This window comes from Kosakonia sp. HypNH10 (genome assembly GCF_029850615.1).
Lineage (GTDB): Bacteria > Pseudomonadota > Gammaproteobacteria > Enterobacterales > Enterobacteriaceae > Kosakonia > Kosakonia cowanii.
In genome coordinates, this window is record NZ_JAOTIU010000003.1 from 428,810 (window position 1) to 444,274 (window position 15,465).

15 protein-coding genes are annotated in these 15,465 nt (G+C 56.6%); 7 read left to right on the top strand and 8 right to left on the bottom strand.

The window, feature by feature from the left end; translation table 11 throughout:
- Nucleotides 1-107 precede the first annotated feature (107 nt).
- The 3 genes from zntB (at nucleotide 108) to dbpA (ending at nucleotide 2,954) form a co-directional block, all read left to right on the top strand.
- Nucleotides 108-1,091: a zinc transporter ZntB gene (gene zntB, locus N7V53_RS11460; RefSeq protein WP_128482883.1), complete on the top strand. Its 984-nt coding sequence runs from the start codon at nucleotides 108-110 to the stop codon at nucleotides 1,089-1,091.
- 277 nt (nucleotides 1,092-1,368) lie between these two features.
- Nucleotides 1,369-1,518 (top strand): hypothetical protein, encoded by a 150-nt coding sequence (locus tag N7V53_RS11465; RefSeq protein ID WP_279793429.1) that lies wholly within the window; start codon nucleotides 1,369-1,371, stop codon nucleotides 1,516-1,518.
- Between the two features lie 62 nt (nucleotides 1,519-1,580).
- Nucleotides 1,581-2,954 (top strand): ATP-dependent RNA helicase DbpA, encoded by a 1,374-nt coding sequence (gene dbpA / locus N7V53_RS11470; protein WP_279793430.1) that lies wholly within the window; start codon nucleotides 1,581-1,583, stop codon nucleotides 2,952-2,954.
- 53 nt (nucleotides 2,955-3,007) lie between these two features.
- Here dbpA and ttcA read toward each other — a convergent pair whose 3' ends face one another.
- From ttcA to N7V53_RS11495, 5 genes are all read right to left on the bottom strand, one after another.
- Complete coding sequence (ttcA, locus tag N7V53_RS11475) at nucleotides 3,008-3,943, bottom strand: tRNA 2-thiocytidine(32) synthetase TtcA (RefSeq protein ID WP_279793431.1); 936 nt, start codon at nucleotides 3,941-3,943, stop codon at nucleotides 3,008-3,010.
- Nucleotides 3,944-4,070: 127 nt separating this feature from the next.
- Nucleotides 4,071-4,283: a KTSC domain-containing protein gene (locus N7V53_RS11480; protein WP_023478624.1), complete on the bottom strand. Its 213-nt coding sequence runs from the start codon at nucleotides 4,281-4,283 to the stop codon at nucleotides 4,071-4,073.
- Nucleotides 4,284-4,406: 123 nt separating this feature from the next.
- Complete coding sequence (gene nifJ, locus N7V53_RS11485; RefSeq protein WP_279793432.1) at nucleotides 4,407-7,931, bottom strand: pyruvate:ferredoxin (flavodoxin) oxidoreductase; 3,525 nt, start codon at nucleotides 7,929-7,931, stop codon at nucleotides 4,407-4,409.
- 175 nt (nucleotides 7,932-8,106) lie between these two features.
- Nucleotides 8,107-8,619 (bottom strand): DUF5384 family protein, encoded by a 513-nt coding sequence (locus N7V53_RS11490; RefSeq protein WP_279793433.1) that lies wholly within the window; start codon nucleotides 8,617-8,619, stop codon nucleotides 8,107-8,109.
- A gap of 10 nt (nucleotides 8,620-8,629) precedes the next feature.
- Nucleotides 8,630-9,145 (bottom strand): glycine zipper 2TM domain-containing protein, encoded by a 516-nt coding sequence (locus N7V53_RS11495; RefSeq protein WP_279793434.1) that lies wholly within the window; start codon nucleotides 9,143-9,145, stop codon nucleotides 8,630-8,632.
- Nucleotides 9,146-9,548: 403 nt separating this feature from the next.
- Here N7V53_RS11495 and N7V53_RS11500 point away from each other — a divergent pair, with 403 nt between their 5' ends.
- Complete coding sequence (locus tag N7V53_RS11500; protein WP_023478601.1) at nucleotides 9,549-9,815, top strand: DUF333 domain-containing protein; 267 nt, start codon at nucleotides 9,549-9,551, stop codon at nucleotides 9,813-9,815.
- Here the strand turns inward: N7V53_RS11500 and hslJ are convergent.
- Complete coding sequence (gene hslJ, locus N7V53_RS11505; RefSeq protein ID WP_124968264.1) at nucleotides 9,809-10,231, bottom strand: heat shock protein HslJ; 423 nt, start codon at nucleotides 10,229-10,231, stop codon at nucleotides 9,809-9,811. The genes N7V53_RS11500 and hslJ overlap by 7 nt on opposite strands.
- A 107-nt stretch (nucleotides 10,232-10,338) precedes the next feature.
- Nucleotides 10,339-11,328, bottom strand: a complete 990-nt coding sequence (locus tag N7V53_RS11510) for a 2-hydroxyacid dehydrogenase (protein WP_279793435.1) — start codon at nucleotides 11,326-11,328, stop codon at nucleotides 10,339-10,341.
- A gap of 287 nt (nucleotides 11,329-11,615) precedes the next feature.
- Here N7V53_RS11510 and N7V53_RS11515 point away from each other — a divergent pair, with 287 nt between their 5' ends.
- From N7V53_RS11515 to N7V53_RS11525, 3 genes are read left to right on the top strand one after another with little or no spacing between them, the layout of a single operon-like run.
- Nucleotides 11,616-14,255 carry a YdbH family protein gene (locus tag N7V53_RS11515; protein WP_279793436.1) on the top strand — a complete coding sequence of 880 codons (2,640 nt, stop codon included), beginning with the start codon at nucleotides 11,616-11,618 and terminating at the stop codon, nucleotides 14,253-14,255.
- Nucleotides 14,252-14,443: a YnbE family lipoprotein gene (locus N7V53_RS11520; protein WP_054803764.1), complete on the top strand. Its 192-nt coding sequence runs from the start codon at nucleotides 14,252-14,254 to the stop codon at nucleotides 14,441-14,443. Before N7V53_RS11515 ends, N7V53_RS11520 begins: the two co-directional genes overlap by 4 nt.
- Before the next feature lie 7 nt (nucleotides 14,444-14,450).
- The gene (locus tag N7V53_RS11525; protein WP_023478679.1) at nucleotides 14,451-14,780 is read left to right on the top strand and encodes a YdbL family protein; all 330 of its coding nucleotides are present in this window, start codon (nucleotides 14,451-14,453) and stop codon (nucleotides 14,778-14,780) included.
- 31 nt (nucleotides 14,781-14,811) lie between these two features.
- Here N7V53_RS11525 and azoR read toward each other — a convergent pair whose 3' ends face one another.
- Complete coding sequence (azoR, locus tag N7V53_RS11530) at nucleotides 14,812-15,417, bottom strand: FMN-dependent NADH-azoreductase (RefSeq protein WP_023478686.1); 606 nt, start codon at nucleotides 15,415-15,417, stop codon at nucleotides 14,812-14,814.
- Nucleotides 15,418-15,465 lie beyond the last annotated feature (48 nt).

Genomic DNA, 15,465 nt, shown 5'->3' on the forward strand with positions numbered 1-15,465 from the left:
TTTTTTATGGCAATCCGTCGTAATTTGTTAGCAAATTCAGCGCCATGATTGCTTAACCTTGGCGCATGGCTAGACTGTCATCAACAAAGACTGAATGTGGAGGCGCAGTGGAAGCCATTAAAGGAGCCGACCTGCAGGTGCCGGACGCGGTTTACGCGTGGCAACTGGACGGCAAAGGCGGCGTCAAACCGCTGGCAGCGGATGATGATATCACCGCCCAGACACCCTGCTGGGTGCACCTGAATTACACCAACCAGGAGAGCGCGCAGTGGCTGGAAACGACGCCCGTCTTACCGAACAGCGTGCGTAACGCGCTGGCGGGCGAGAGTTTGCGGCCCAGAGTAAGCCGCATGGGCGAGGGGACACTGATTACGCTGCGCTGCATTAATGGCAGCACCGACGAACGCCCCGATCAGCTGGTTGCCGTACGCGTTTATATGGACGAGCGGATGATCGTTTCGACGCGCCAGCGGAAAGTGCTGGCGCTGGATGATGTCGTCAGCGAACTGGAAGAGGGCAGCGGGCCAACGGATTGCGGCGGCTGGCTGGTCGATGTCTGCGATTCGCTCACCGACCACGCCAGCGAGTTTATCGAATCACTTCACGACCGGATTATCGATCTCGAGGATGACCTGCTTGACCAGCAGGTTCCACCGCGCGGCATTCTGGCACTGCTGCGTAAGCAGTTAATTGTGATGCGTCGTTATATGGCACCGCAGCGCGATGTCTTTGCGCGGCTGGCCAGCGAACGTTTGCCGTGGATGAGCGACGATCAGCGCCGCCGCATGCAGGATATCGCCGATCGCCTCGGACGCGGGCTGGATGAGATTGATGCCTGCATTGCGCGTACCGCCGTGATGACCGACGAGATCACCCAGGTGATGCAGGAGTCACTTGCGCGGCGCTCCTATACCATGTCGCTGATGGCGATGGTTTTTCTCCCCAGCACCTTTTTAACCGGGCTGTTTGGCGTCAACCTTGGCGGCATTCCCGGCGGCGGTTGGCACTTAGGTTTTGCCATCTTCTGCGCCGCGTTAGCGCTGCTGATCGGTGGTGTGACCTGGTGGCTGCATCGCAGTAAATGGCTGTAAAATTTAACTTTTTTAACATTAATTGAACATTAAAACGCCACTTAAGTTGAGCGAGGTCAATAAACGCCGCGGCTATTCAGGGCAATATTCACGTCGCAGGTGAATGCAACGTCAAGCGATGGGCGTTGCGCTCCATATTGTCTTACTTCCTTTTTTTGAATTACTGCATAGCACAATTGATTCGTACGATGCCGACTTAATCAGTCGGCTTTTTTTTTGCCTCTGCGCCATGAGCTTCTACCTTTAAAGTAACGACAATGCTGAAGTGGAGATCACCATGGCTACTCTGACGTTACGCAACGCGCTCTATTCACTGCCGCCCGACCCCGTGCCGAATGACACGGTGCCAATCCCGGACCCGATCCCCAAACCGCAGCCGTTGCCGGATCCGCCACCGGATGAAGAGCCGATTAAAATGTCGCGTTAAGAGGGCAGATCTGAGAGGATACGCGCCTGCTGAACCGAAGCCTTTTATCGCGAGACTCTATTTTGACCGCTTTTTCAACACTGAACATGCTGCCCGCCGCCCAGATCGAAAACCTTAACGAGCTGGGCTACCTCACTATGACGCCCGTGCAGGCTGCTGCGCTCCCCCTGATTCTGGCCGGAAAAGATGTCCGCGTGCAGGCAAAAACCGGCAGCGGTAAAACAGCGGCATTTGGTCTTGGCGTATTGCAGCACATTGATAGCAGCCGTTTTCAGACCCAATCGCTGATTTTATGCCCGACGCGCGAGCTGGCGGATCAGGTAGCCAGCGAACTGCGCCGTCTGGCTCGATCCATGCCGAACACTAAAATTTTGACGCTCTGCGGCGGTCAGCCGTTTGGCGCGCAGCGCGATTCGTTGCAGCATGCGCCGCATATCATCGTCGCCACGCCGGGCCGCCTGCTGGACCATCTGCAAAAAAGCACGGTTTCGCTGGAGAACCTGCAAACGCTGGTGATGGATGAAGCCGATCGCATGCTCGATATGGGCTTTAGCGACGCCATTGATGAGGTGATCCGCTTCGCCCCGGCGCAGCGCCAGACCTTACTCTTCTCCGCCACCTGGCCGGAAGCGATTGCCGCGATCAGCGGGCGCGTACAGCGCAACCCGGAAACGGTTGAGATCGATACCGTCGACGATCTACCGGCTATCGAGCAGCAATTTTTTGAAATCTCCCGTCACGGCAAAATCGCGCTGTTGCAAAAACTGCTGAGCGTTCACCGCCCGGCCTCCTGCGTGGTCTTCTGCAATACCAAAAAAGATTGCCAGGAAGTGTGCGATGCGCTGAATGCCGCAGGGCAGGAGGCGCTGGCGCTGCATGGGGATCTGGAGCAGCGCGACCGCGACCAGACGCTGGTGCGTTTTGCTAACGGCAGCGCCCGCGTGCTGGTGGCGACCGATGTCGCCGCGCGCGGTCTGGATATCAAATCCCTTGAGCTGGTTGTTAACTACGAGCTGGCATGGGATCCGGAAGTGCACGTTCACCGTATCGGGCGCACCGCGCGCGCCGGAAATCAGGGGCTGGCGATTAGCCTCTGCGCACCGGAAGAGGCGCAGCGGGCAAATATTCTCTCTGAAATGCTGCACCTGAAGCTGAACTGGCTGACTGCGCCAGCCAATGTCGCCATCGCGCCGCTGGCGGCAGAGATGACTACGCTCTGCATTGATGGCGGTAAGAAAGCCAAAATGCGTCCGGGCGATGTGCTGGGTGCGTTAACGGGTGAGATGGGGCTGGACGGGGCCGATATCGGCAAGATCACCGTCCATCCGGCGCATGTCTATGTCGCGGTGCGACAGAGCGTGGCGCGCCAGGCGTGGAAGCAGCTGCAAAACGGCAAAATCAAAGGCAAAGCCTGCCGCGTGCGCTTGCTGAAATAACGCCAGCGCCATTAAAAAAGCCTCTCAGAGAACATTACCTGAGAGGTTTTTTTTTACTTCACTTCAATCACATTCAGCCGTAGCTCATCGAGCTGGGCATCATCCTCTTCTGGCTGCCAGCCAACCGGTTGGGTCGGGATCTCTTCGCGATCGAACGCCAGATCGCCGCCGTTGACCACTTCCGAACCATGTTTGATCCCTTTGAAATCGAACAGGTTGATATCGCTCAGATGTGACGGCACCACATTCTGCATCGCGCTGAACATGGTTTCGATACGGCCCGGGTAGCGTTTATCCCAGTCGCGCAGCATATCGGCGATTACCTGGCGCTGCAGGTTCGGCTGCGAACCGCAGAGGTTGCACGGAATAATCGGGAAGCCTTTGGCTTCGGAGAAGCGCTCGATATCTTTCTCGCGGCAGTAGGCCAGCGGGCGGATGACAATGTGCTTGCCGTCATCGCTCATCAGCTTCGGCGGCATGCCTTTCATCTTGCCGCCGTAGAACATATTGAGGAACAGGGTTTGCAGAATATCGTCGCGGTGGTGGCCGAGAGCAATTTTCGTTGCGCCCAGTTCAGTCGCGGTGCGGTAGAGAATGCCGCGGCGCAGGCGTGAACAGAGCGAGCAGGTGGTTTTGCCTTCCGGGATCTTCTCTTTCACGATGCTGTAGGTGTTCTCTTCGACGATTTTGTACTCGACGCCCTGCGCTTCAAGGTACTCAGGCAGAATATGCTCCGGGAAACCGGGCTGTTTCTGATCGAGGTTGACCGCAATCAGCGAGAAGTTGACCGGCGCGCTCTGCTGCAGGTTGCGCAAGATCTCCAGCATGGTGTAGCTATCTTTGCCGCCGGAGAGGCAAACCATAATCCGGTCGCCTTCTTCAATCATGTTGAAGTCGGCAATCGCCTCGCCAACGTTGCGGCGCAGACGCTTCTGCAACTTGTTGAGGTTGTACTGTTCTTTTTTGCTAATTTCTTGATTTTGCGACATGAAAAAGGCTCAATTCGGTTTTTTTGCGCCAGCGGTCCATAAACCACGGGCAGAGATACGCGATTAGGGCGGGATTGTACCAATGATTTACGCCTAAGGCAGGTATTTATCACCTGGCAAGGGCAGCTCAGGCGATGCGCTTTTCCTTATATTTGCCTTTCACCACGCCATCATAAAAACGGCCTTTCGAAACGACGGTAAGAAAAAGGGTAAAAATGCGCTCGGGCACCTCGTGATATTGAAAGGTGCGCTTGTCGTGAAAGCGGATCTCCAGCGTGCGGCTTTGCGGGTCATACCCGACAGAGACAATTCGTGATGATGTAACAGGGTGATGACGCATGAAGATGTCCTGGCCGCCGGGTTGAGTGGTGATTATTAGCCAGCTTGCCGCCCGTTGTCATGCAAAACAGTGACATAAAAAAGCCGCCGGGTGTCATCCGGCGGCTTTTATTTCGTCTGAGCGTTATTCGGCCGCGCTTTTTTCCGCTTTCCCGGCCAGCTGCGCGAGGAAGTCGTAGCGTTTTTGCAGATCCGCCGCCGCATCTTTCCACAGCTGCTCAGCCACCTCCGGCTGCTGCGCATTCAGGCGTTTGAAGCGCTGCTCATTAAGCAACGTCTCTGCCAGCGCATCCGAAGGCGGCCGGGAGTCGAGCGCCAGCGGGATTTTGCCCTCGGCTTCACGACGTGGATCGTAGCGATAGAGCGGCCAGAAGCCGGTGGCGGTAAGCTGGCGCATTTGATCGTGGCTCAGCGCCAGATCGTAGCCATGCTCCTCGCACGGGCTGTAGGCGATAATCAGCGACGGGCCGGGGTAAGCCTCCGCTTCCTGAATCGCTTTCACCGTCTGGTTAAGCTGCGCGCCGAGAGAGATCTGCGCAACGTAGACATGACCATACATCATCATGCTGACGCCGAGATCTTTGCGCGCTTTGCGCTTACCGTGCTCGCCAAACTTGGTGACCGCACCGAGCGGCGTCGCCTTTGAAGCCTGTCCGCCGGTGTTGGAGTAACACTGGGTATCAAGCACCAGGATATTGACGTTCTCGGTCAGACTCATCACATGATCCAGGCCGCCAAAGCCGATATCGTAAGCCCAGCCATCGCCGCCAATCAGCCAGATCGACTTCTCGACCAGCGCATCGGCATCGGTCAGCAGTTGCTGCGCACCTTCCACATCGGCCAGCGCACTTCGCAGGGCCGCCACCTGATCGCGGCGCACCTCTGGCGTGGCATCGGCACGCAGAGCCGCAAGCAGGTCGGCGGGCAGCGCGTCAGCAAACTGTTCCACCAGGCGCATAACGCGCTGGCGATGCTGGTCAACGCTCTGGCGGAAGCCAAGCCCGAACTCGGCGTTATCTTCAAACAGCGAGTTAGCCCACGCCGGCCCGCGCCCGTTCGCATCGGTGGTGTAGGGCGTCGAAGGCAGGTTGCCGCCATAGATCGAGGAGCAGCCGGTGGCGTTAGCGATCATCATGCGGTCGCCATAAAGCTGCGTCAGCAACTTGATATAGGGCGTTTCGCCACAGCCGGAGCAGGCACCCGAGTACTCAAACAGCGGCGAAATAAGCTGCGAGGTACGGATATCAATGCGCTCCAGCTGGCTGCGGTCAATCTCCGGCAGGTCGAGGAAGAAGTCATAATTGGCTTTCTCCTCTTCGACATGCTCAAGGCGTGACATCATGTTGATCGCCTTGATCTCCGGGTTCTGGCGATCTTTCGCCGGGCAGACTTCAACGCAGAGGTTACAGCCGGTGCAATCTTCCGGTGCTACCTGCAAAACATATTTCTGGCCGCGCATATCGCGCGCTTTCACATCCAGCGAATGCAGGCTTGCGGGCGCATCCTCCATCGCCTGCGGCGGTACCACTTTGGCGCGGATCGCCGAGTGCGGGCAGGCAGCCACGCAGTGATTACACTGGGTGCAAAGCTCCTCTTTCCAGATCGGGATCGCCTCGGCAATATTGCGCTTCTCCCAGCGCGTGGTGCCCACCGGCCATGTGCCGTCCGGCGGCAGCGCAGAGACGGGCAGGGCGTCGCCAAGCCCGGCCAGCATCGCCGCCGTCACCGTTTTAACAAAGTCCGGCGCGCTGTCTGAGACCACCGGCGGGCGATGCGCGCTTTGGCTATCAACCTCTTGCAGCGGCACTTCGGCCAGCGATTCGCGCGCCAGCGCCAGCGCCTGCCAGTTGCGCTCAACCAACTCCTGGCCTTTGCTGCTGTAGCTTTTGGCAATCGCGCCCTGCAACGCCGTTAACGCACTGTCGCCCGGCAGAATGGCGGTGAGATGGAAAAAGGCCATCTGCATCACGGTGTTAATGCGCGCGCCCAGCCCGCATTCGCGGGCAATTTTTGCCGCATTAACCACATAAAAACGGGCGTTTTTCTGCCTGAGCACCGCCTGCACTTCCTGCGGCAGACGCGACCACACCTCATCCGCGCTGTAAGGCGTGTTGAGCAGGAAAATACCGCCCGGTTTCAGGCGCTCTGCCATCTGATATTTGTCGATAAACTGCAACTGGTGACAGCCGACAAAATCGGCCTGCGATACCAGATAGGCCGAGTTGATCGGCCTTTCGCTGACGCGGAGATGAGAAACCGTCAGCCCGCCCGCTTTTTTGGAGTCATAGACAAAGTGACCCTGGGCGTACCACGGCGTCGTATTGCCAATGATCTTGATATTGTTCTTGGTCGCCGAGACGCTGCCATCGCTGCCGAGCCCATAAAAGAGCGCTTCCAGTTTGGCGTGCGTCGGCAGGGTGTTTTCCGGCAGCGGCAGGGAGAGGTGAGTAACATCATCATAAATGCCGACGGTGAAGCGCGGCTTCGGTTTATCGGCGCGCAGCTCATTAAAGACGGCCAGGACACACTCCGGCCCGAACTCTTTCGACGACAACCCGTAGCGGCCGCCAATCACGCGCGGCAAAGTTTCGCGCTCACCGCGATTAAAGGCTTCCGCCAGCGCGGTCATCACATCGAGATAGAGCGGCTCTGCCTGCGCGCCCGGCTCTTTGGTGCGATCCAGCACCGCCACGCTGCGCACGCTTTGCGGCAGCACCGCCAGCAGATGCGCGGCGCTGAAGGGGCGATAGAGCCGCACTTTCAGCACGCCGACTCTCTCGCCGCGAGTCAGCAACTCATCAATCACCTCTTCGCAGGTGCCAATCGCCGAGCCCATCAGCACGATCACCCGCTCCGCCTGCGGGTGGCCATAGTACTCAAAGGGTTTGTAGTGTCGACCCGTGGCGGCGGCAAAATCATCCATCGCCTGCTCAACATGGTCGTAAACGGCGTTGTACCACGGGTTTGTCGCTTCGCGGGACTGGAAATAGGTGTCCGGGTTCGCCGAGGTGCCGCGGATCACCGGGTGTTCCGGGTTGAGAGCTCGCGCGCGATGCTGGTCAATCTCCTGCTCGGGCATCAGCGTGCGCAGGTTGTCGTCCGAAAGCGGCACGATCTTGTTAATCTCGTGCGAGGTGCGAAAACCATCAAAGAAGTGAATAAATGGCACGCGGCTTTTCAGCGTCGCAATATGGGAGATAAGGGCAAAATCCTGCGCTTCCTGCACGCTGCTGGCGCAGAGCAGGGCGCAGCCGGTCTGGCGCACCGCCATCACATCGGAGTGGTCGCCAAAAATCGACAGCGCATGGGTGGCGACGGTTCGCGCGGCAACGTGCAGCACAAAGGGAGTTAACTGCCCGGCCAGCTTGTAGAGGGTCGGGATCATCAGCAGCAAACCCTGCGATGAGGTAAACGACGTTGAGAGCGCCCCGGTCTGCAATGCCCCGTGCACGGCGGCAATCGCCCCCGCTTCTGACTGCATCTCTACCACGCGCGGCGTGTCGCCCCAGATATTTTTCAGGCCGTTGCCTGCCCAGGCATCTGCCTGTTCAGCCATCGTTGAACTGGGGGTAATCGGGTAGATGGCGATAACTTCACTGGTGCGGTACGCAACGGATGCGACTGCGCCATTACCGTCAATTGTGATCATAAAGCACCCTTACATTGCTCAAAAGAAGGGACGCGTTTTACGGCGACGAGTCCTGTAATTGTTAAGCAAGTATAAGACTTTTCTCTAATCCCCTGAACTTACGTGGTCTTCGAGTGCACAAATTGATCCAGGCGGTGCAATAAAAAAGCGGAACATAATGTTCCGCCTTACGCTGTTACCACCAACTGCTGGCTTCTTTTTCTCTGGCTTTACCTTCGCTTTGCATTAACGCTTTCCCCCCTGATGAGAGGTTACGCCGGGCGTCAGCTTCAGACTGAATGACATCCGTTTGTGCCGCTCGCTGTTTAAGCTCTTGCTCAACGAAATCCTTCTCTCGCTGCACGCGAGCTGATTTTGCCTGCAGCTCAAGACGGCGCTTTTCAATCTCAAGATCGCGGAGTTGATCCTCAAATTGCCGATCGCGTTTTTTATCTGCGGCTATTTCAGCTTCACGCTTCGCCTGCCTGGCATTTATAGCCGCACGCTGAGCCGCGGCCGCTGCTCTTTTTTTCTCCCGGTGCTGGCGTCTTTTTTCTCGCCAGTACTCTTTTTCCTGCTGTGCCTGCATTTCGCCTTCACTTTCAGCAGTAGCGACTGCTTTTAATTGCTCCTGAAGCGTTGCGGCACAGAGATAATCAGGGGTAAAAGTTACGGCCGCCAAAAAAACAAATAAAGCTGCGCGTTTCATTTTTGACCTTTTATTTTTTCTCAGGGCAGGTGGCATTGGGTTGAATACGCGTCTCGTCTTTGCCCATGGAGATAATTACCGCAAGGCCCGGTGTAAACATGCAGCTTTTTCCTACCTGGGTGGAGGAGAATACATGTTTACCCTCTTTGTAGCTTAAGGTAACGGCTTCAACCAGAACCTTATCTTTGACAAGAGATCCCGCCGCCGCACCGATTGCGCCGCCGCCCACGCCGCCAGCTACGGTGTTCAGCGTAGAGCCACTCTCGATATTGTGCCCGGCAACGCCACCGGCAACCGCGCCCAGTACGGCACCAAATGTCTGCGCGGCTTTTTTATTCTCACTATTATCTACCGCAACTTTAGCTGGCAGGACAGATAAAATCGTGACGGTTTTCGTTTTTTGTTTGGCATTAACCTGACCGGCGCTGTAAACATCTGCCGCCAAATAATCAGCATTTGATTGACAACCCATTAACGAAAAGCAGGAAAGAAGCGTTGCTGCACAAAGCGTTTTTTTAAATAACATAACGGTAACCATTTTTTAATTAAGGAAAAAATCTGTGCGCGATATTAAGGGAGCGTGTAATTATTTTTCAATTACTTTTGGAAATATTGAGATCTGTTTGGATAAAAAATGGTGTAAATATAATTCATATGTATTAATTAAAAGATAAGGATATAAAAAACAAATAAAAGTGACCGCCGTTATTTAAAAAAACGCTAAAAAGTCTCGCGTGATCGATGATGAAAACGCTTCTCCCATCCGCCGCGGCGAACGACCACGTGCGAGGGGCGATCCCGGTTCATTATTAGAAAAATCGCAAAAAAGTGTTTCACCGCGCCACAAAGATGAGTTTCAGCCCTCGACGTATTGCGCCGGGCTGCCTATGATGCTTGGGTTTCGCTTTTTTGATGGGGGAGAGGAAGAGATGCGTTCAGCATTATGGATCGGGTGTGCCGCACTGTTATTGTCAGCCTGCAGCAGTGAACCTGTTCAGCAGGCAACCGCCGCGCACGTTGCGCCAGGGTTAAAAGCGGCGATGTCCAACAGTGGGCAGGCCAACTGCGCGATGATCGGCGGTTCAATGTCCGTCGCACGCCAGCTTGATGGGTCAATGACAGGGATGTGTGCACTGCCAAATGGCAAACGCTGCAGCGAGCAGTCGCTTGCCACCGGCAGTTGCGGAAGTTACTGAGCGTTCGCGGCGCGGGTGTAAATCAGGGTCTGCGTCGCGGTGGTCAGCGTCAGCTGATTCCCGGTCAGATCGACCTGCGCGCCCTCGGCGAGCATTGCATTAATGGTGTGATCCAGTTCGTTACGCTGCGCGTCCGGACACATCATCATCGTCATCGCCAGATGTTTCACGGTTAAGGCACCTTCAGAGAGCTTGCCCTGGCCGGTGAAACCGTTACACATTTTGCCGGATACGCGCAGATCTTTATCAAAGCGGATCTCGGGTTTCGGCTCGTCTGGCGCAACGCTTTTGCCATTAAATGTAGTCAATACAAAGCGCTGATTTTCCAGTTGTTCTGGTTTCAGCTGTACGGCGCGGGAACTGACGCAGCCAGCAAGCACTGCGCTCAACGCGACCAAAGCGATCAATTTTTTCATCTTTTCCTCTGGGTTCGTTCCATCAAAACGGTGGGAATTGTACCCGGTCGAACAGCCGTGTCACCGGGGTTACTCTTAAAACGCTCCCCGGCGATGGGGAGCGCGTCTCAGGTCAGCGCGTTCGGACAGCTTTCGCCCTGATGCAGCTGACGCAAGTTTTCCAGCGTCGTTTCCGAAATACTGGTCAATGCTTCGGCGGTCAGGAAGGCCTGATGGCCGGTAAACAGCACGTTGTGGCAGGCGGACAAGCGGCGGAAGACATCATCCTGAATCACATCATTAGATTTATCTTCAAAGAAGAGATCGCGCTCGTTCTCATACACGTCCATTCCCAGCGCGCCAATCTTCTGCGTTTTTAATGCTTCGATCGCGGCCTGGGAATCAACCAGCCCGCCGCGGCTGGTGTTAATGATCATCACGCCGTTTTTCATCTGCTCAAACGCGGTCTGGTTGAGCAGGTGGAAGTTCTCCGGCGTCAGCGGACAGTGCAGTGAGATGACGTCCGACTGTGAAAAGAGGGTTTGCAGATCGACATACTCGACGCCCATATCCAGCGCCGCTGCGCTCGGGTAGGGATCAAACGCCAGCAGGCGCATACCGAAACCTTTCAGAATACGCAGCGCGGCAACGCCGATTTTCCCGGTGCCAATGACACCCGCCGTTTTACCGTACATGGTGAAACCGGTCAGGCCTTCAAGGGAGAAGTTGGCATCGCGGGTACGCTGATAAGCGCGGTGAATGCGGCGGTTCAGCGTCATCATCATACCGATAGCATGTTCGGCCACCGCTTCCGGCGAGTAGGCCGGTACGCGCACCACGCTCAGCCCTAACTCTTTTGCCGCTTCCAGGTCGACGTTGTTAAAGCCAGCGCAGCGCAGGGCGATAAACTTCACGCCGAGCTTTTTTAGCTCTTCCAGCACCGTGCGGCTGCCGTCATCATTGACGAAAATACAGACACCTTCGCAGCCATTAGCGGTTTTGGCGGTCTTTTTCGTTAACAAAAAGTCGAAAAATTCAAGATCGTAGCCATAACGCTCGTTTACCTGCTGCAAATACTTTTTATCGTATTGCTTTGTGCTGTATATCGCGAGTTTCATAAGACTTTTCTCCAATGATTTTCTGCCTCTATTATCACGTTTTAAAATTATTAAGTAAATGCTCAACTATTGTTTAGAGACAGAGGCGAGGTGAATGCTTCCAGATTGAGTATATGTCCATCCCGCGAAGAGAGATCAACGGCTCATCGTCTGAGCGCCCATTAGGGGTAAACGCAGCGGCCAGTCTATGATTAACGAGGCGTGTGCGTTCAATATCGCGCCGCGACGTGGCACAATAGACGCCAGTTTCGCCTCAATTAGATGCAAAATCAGGATATTAGCCGCCCATGAAGGGTAAATACAAGGCCGCCATCGCACTGGTACTACTGTTTATACTGCTGCCGCTCACGCTGCTACTGACGCTGGCGCAGTGGGTGCCGACGCTGGTCGGCATCTGGTTGCCCGCCGGCACGCGCATCGCCATGAGCGACAGCCCGCGCCTCACGCTCCGCTCCCTCTATATACCCGATTTACGCTACATCACCGATGACTGTACCCTCGCTGAGCTCAGCAATGCCCGGCTGACCCATCCCAGCCGCTGGCAGCTGCATATTGATGCGCTGGAGATTAACACCGCCTGCCTGAATAAACTCGCCAAAAATGACGAAGATAACAGCGCGCCGCGCTCGCTGGCGCAGTGGCAATCGCTGCTGCCTTACAGCTGGGTGACCGTCGATCGCCTGACGGTATCGCCGTGGAAAACGTGGCAGGGCAAACTTTCGCTGGCGCTGACGCCGCAGGTTCAGGCGCTCACTTATCAGGGCGATCGCGTTGAACTCAGCGCCCGCCTGCAAGGCCAGAAGCTGAACGTCAATCGTATGGCGCTAAAGCTGTTTAACGATCAGCCGCCGTTTACCCTTGGCGGTGAATTTACGCTGCCCAACGATCCGGCGGGGATCCCGGTGAACGGGCATATGGAGAGTACCCTGACGCTGCCGCAGCAGCCGCACACTCTTGATGTCGATCTCGACTGGCGCGATAACCAGGGGCAACTGATTGTGATGGCGCGCGGCGAAGGGGAGCCGCTGCTGGATCTTCCCTGGCAGATGAGCGAACAGCGCTTCGCCATCAGCGATGGGCGCTGGAACTGGCCTTACCAGGGCTTTCCGTTAAGCGGACGTGTCGGCGTGAATATCGACAACTGGCAGGCCGGACTAGAAAATGCGCGTATCAGCGGTCGGTTAAATGTCTTAACCCAGGGCGACGCCGGCAAAGGTAATGCTGTGCTCAACTTCGGCCCGGGGCGTCTCAGCCCCGGCAACAGCGATATGCCGCTACAGCTGACCGGTGAGGCGAAGCAGGGCGATTTGATCTTCTACGCCGTGCTACCCGGCCGTCTCAGCGGTAGCGTTGAGGATCTGCGCCTGGCCTTCAGCCCCGGCGCGCTGCTGCGCTCACGAGGGCGCATTATTGATTCGCTCAATATTGATGAGGTGCGCTGGCCGCTGGCGGGTGTCAGCCTGACGCAGCGCGGTATCGACGGGCGCTTGCAGGCCATTCTGCGCGCCCATGAGAATGCGCTCGGCGACTTTACCCTCCATCTTGACGGCCGCGCCGAGGATTTCCTGCCGGATAATGGGCTGTGGCGCTGGCGCTACTGGGGCGATGGCTATTTCACGCCGATGCACGCCCGCTGGGATGTCGCCGGGCGGGGCGAGTGGCGCGACGAAGCCATCACCTTAACGGAACTCTCTACCGGCTTCGATCAACTGCAATATGGTGCCATGCAGATGAGTAAGCCGAGGCTGGTACTGGATAAACCGGTACGCTGGCTGCGTGATAGTGCAAAACCGCGCTTTACCGGCGCTCTGACGCTGGATGCGGGCAAAACGACCTTTAGTAGCGGCAGCGTTTTGCCGCCGTCAACTCTGCATTTCAGCGTCGACGGCCCGGAGCCGACGCGCTTCCAGTTCAAAGGCGCGCTTAACGCCGAAGCGATTGGGCCGGTGCAGGTGAATGGGCGCTGGGACGGCGAGCGCCTGCGCGGCCAGGCGTGGTGGCCACAGCAATCCCTGACGGTGTTCCAGCCGCTGGTGCCGCCGGAGTGGAAAATGAATCTGCTCGACGGCTCGCTCTATGCGCAGGTCGCCTTTTCCGCCGCAGCCGATCAGGGCTTTGAAGCGGGCGGTCATGGCGTGCTGAAGAACGGTAGCGTCTGGACGCCGGATAACGAAATCCACGGCGTCGACTTTGTGCTGCCGTTCCGCTACCGCGATGCTACCTGGCAACTGGGCACGCGCCACCCGGTGTCGCTGCGCATCGGTGAAGTAGTTAATCAGGTGACGGCGAAAAATATCACCGCCGATTTACAGGGTGCGTGGCCCTACAGTGAGCAAGATCCGCTAACCCTCAGCGATGTCAGCGTCGATGTGCTCGGCGGCAAAGTGACGCTGCAACAGCTCCGTCTGCCGCAGCATGATGCGGCGCTGCTGCGCCTGAAGCATATTGAAGCGAGTGAAGTGATAAGCGCGGTGAATCCGAAGCAGTTTGCGCTCTCCGGCCCCGTTGACGGCGCGCTGCCGCTGTGGCTCGATAACCCACGCTGGATTATTAAAGATGGCTGGCTGCATAACCCAGGGCCGATGACGCTGCGACTCGATAAAAACACCGCAGACGCCATCGTCAATGACCATATGGCGGCGGGCGCGGCGATTAACTGGCTGCGCTATATGGAAATTTCGCGCTCGTGGACGAAGATCGATGTCGATAATCTGGGGCAATTAACCCTGCGCGCGAAACTCTCGGGCACCAGTTATGCCGAAGGCAAAAGCGGGCGTGTTAATCTCAACTACACCCATCAGGAAAATCTGTTCACGCTATGGCGCAGTCTGCGTTTTGCTGACAACTTACAGTCATGGCTGGAGCAACATGCGGCGCTGCCCGATACGCGCTGCAAAAAGGGCACGTCGTGCGAGGAAAAGAGATGAGAACCCTGAAAATCGTGCCAGGCCTGCTGGCGGTAACGCTGCTGGCTGGCTGTACGCCACGGATTGAAGTGGCGGCGCCGAAAGAGCCGATCACCATCAACATGAACGTCAAAATTGAGCATGAGATCCATATCAAGGTCGATAAAGATGTGGAGAGCCTGCTGAAATCCCGAAGCGATCTCTTCTGAGGCGATGATGAAAAAACGAGTCATATGCGCGCTGCTCGCGCTAAGCCTGGTAAGCGGCATCGCCCAGGCGCTCACGCTGGATGAGGCCCGCAGCCAGGGCCGCGTCGGCGAAACGCTGAACGGCTATCTCGCACCGCTGCGTCAGGATCAGGAGACGCTGGCGCTGGTTGAACGCATCAATAAAGCGCGTACCGAGAGCTATCAGCAGTTGGCAGACCGCAACAATATTCCGGTGGATGATGTCGCCAATATGGCGGGGCAGAAACTGGTTGCGCGGGCGAAGCCGGGTGAGTATGTGCGCGGCATTAACGGTAAGTGGCTGCGAAAGGAAAATTAACCCTCTCACCTGCAGGTGAGAGGGTACAAACTTACGCGGCAACGATGCTGTCGATAGCCGCTTTCGCATCGTCCTGCGCTTTTGCCGCCACTTCCGGGCCGTAGGCGATGCCTTCAGCGAAGACAAAGTTAACGTCGGTGATGCCGATAAAGCCGAGGAACAGCGTCAGGTACGGAGCAACCAGGTCAGACGGGGTATCTTTATGAATACCGCCACGGCTGGTGACGATCACCGCACGTTTGCCGGTGACCAGACCTTCCGGGCCATTTTCGGTGTAACGGAACGTCACGCCCGCACGCGCCACCAGGTCAAAGTAGTTTTTCAGCTGCGTCGGGATGTTGAAGTTGTACATCGGCGCGTTGATAACAATCACATCATGCGCCTGCAGTTCAGCAATCAGTTCGTCAGAGAGCGACAGCGCTTCCTGCTGACGCGGTGTCAGCGGGGCATCGCTCGGGCGCAGCGCGCCAACTAACTCACCGTCCAGCACCGGAATCGGGTTTGCCGCCAGATCGCGCACGGTGATTTCATCATCAGCGTGCTTTGCGCGCCACTGTTCAACGAAGTAGTCAGAGAGCTGCGAAGATTGAGAATACCCTGCCAGAATGCTGGATTTAAGAACTAATACTTTACCCATTGGGTTGTTTCCTTTGTTGTATTTACGCTGGGTTGCCCCCGTGAATTC

Bases quoted from the DNA above. Each gene is read 5' to 3' on its own strand.
- N7V53_RS11520 (WP_054803764.1), top strand. From the start codon at position 14,252: ATGAGAACCCTGAAAATCGTGCCAGGCCTGCTGGCGGTAACGCTGCTG.
- ttcA (WP_279793431.1), bottom strand. From the start codon at position 3,943: ATGTCGCAAAATCAAGAAATTAGCAAAAAAGAACAGTACAACCTCAAC.
- N7V53_RS11480 (WP_023478624.1), bottom strand. From the start codon at position 4,283: ATGCGTCATCACCCTGTTACATCATCACGAATTGTCTCTGTCGGGTAT.
- hslJ (WP_124968264.1), bottom strand. From the start codon at position 10,231: ATGAAAAAATTGATCGCTTTGGTCGCGTTGAGCGCAGTGCTTGCTGGC.
- N7V53_RS11465 (WP_279793429.1), top strand. From the start codon at position 1,369: ATGGCTACTCTGACGTTACGCAACGCGCTCTATTCACTGCCGCCCGAC.
- azoR (WP_023478686.1), bottom strand. From the start codon at position 15,417: ATGGGTAAAGTATTAGTTCTTAAATCCAGCATTCTGGCAGGGTATTCT.
- N7V53_RS11525 (WP_023478679.1), top strand. From the start codon at position 14,451: ATGAAAAAACGAGTCATATGCGCGCTGCTCGCGCTAAGCCTGGTAAGC.
- N7V53_RS11515 (WP_279793436.1), top strand. From the start codon at position 11,616: ATGAAGGGTAAATACAAGGCCGCCATCGCACTGGTACTACTGTTTATA.
- N7V53_RS11500 (WP_023478601.1), top strand. From the start codon at position 9,549: ATGCGTTCAGCATTATGGATCGGGTGTGCCGCACTGTTATTGTCAGCC.
- N7V53_RS11495 (WP_279793434.1), bottom strand. From the start codon at position 9,145: ATGTTATTTAAAAAAACGCTTTGTGCAGCAACGCTTCTTTCCTGCTTT.
- N7V53_RS11490 (WP_279793433.1), bottom strand. From the start codon at position 8,619: ATGAAACGCGCAGCTTTATTTGTTTTTTTGGCGGCCGTAACTTTTACC.
- N7V53_RS11510 (WP_279793435.1), bottom strand. From the start codon at position 11,328: ATGAAACTCGCGATATACAGCACAAAGCAATACGATAAAAAGTATTTG.
- nifJ (WP_279793432.1), bottom strand. From the start codon at position 7,931: ATGATCACAATTGACGGTAATGGCGCAGTCGCATCCGTTGCGTACCGC.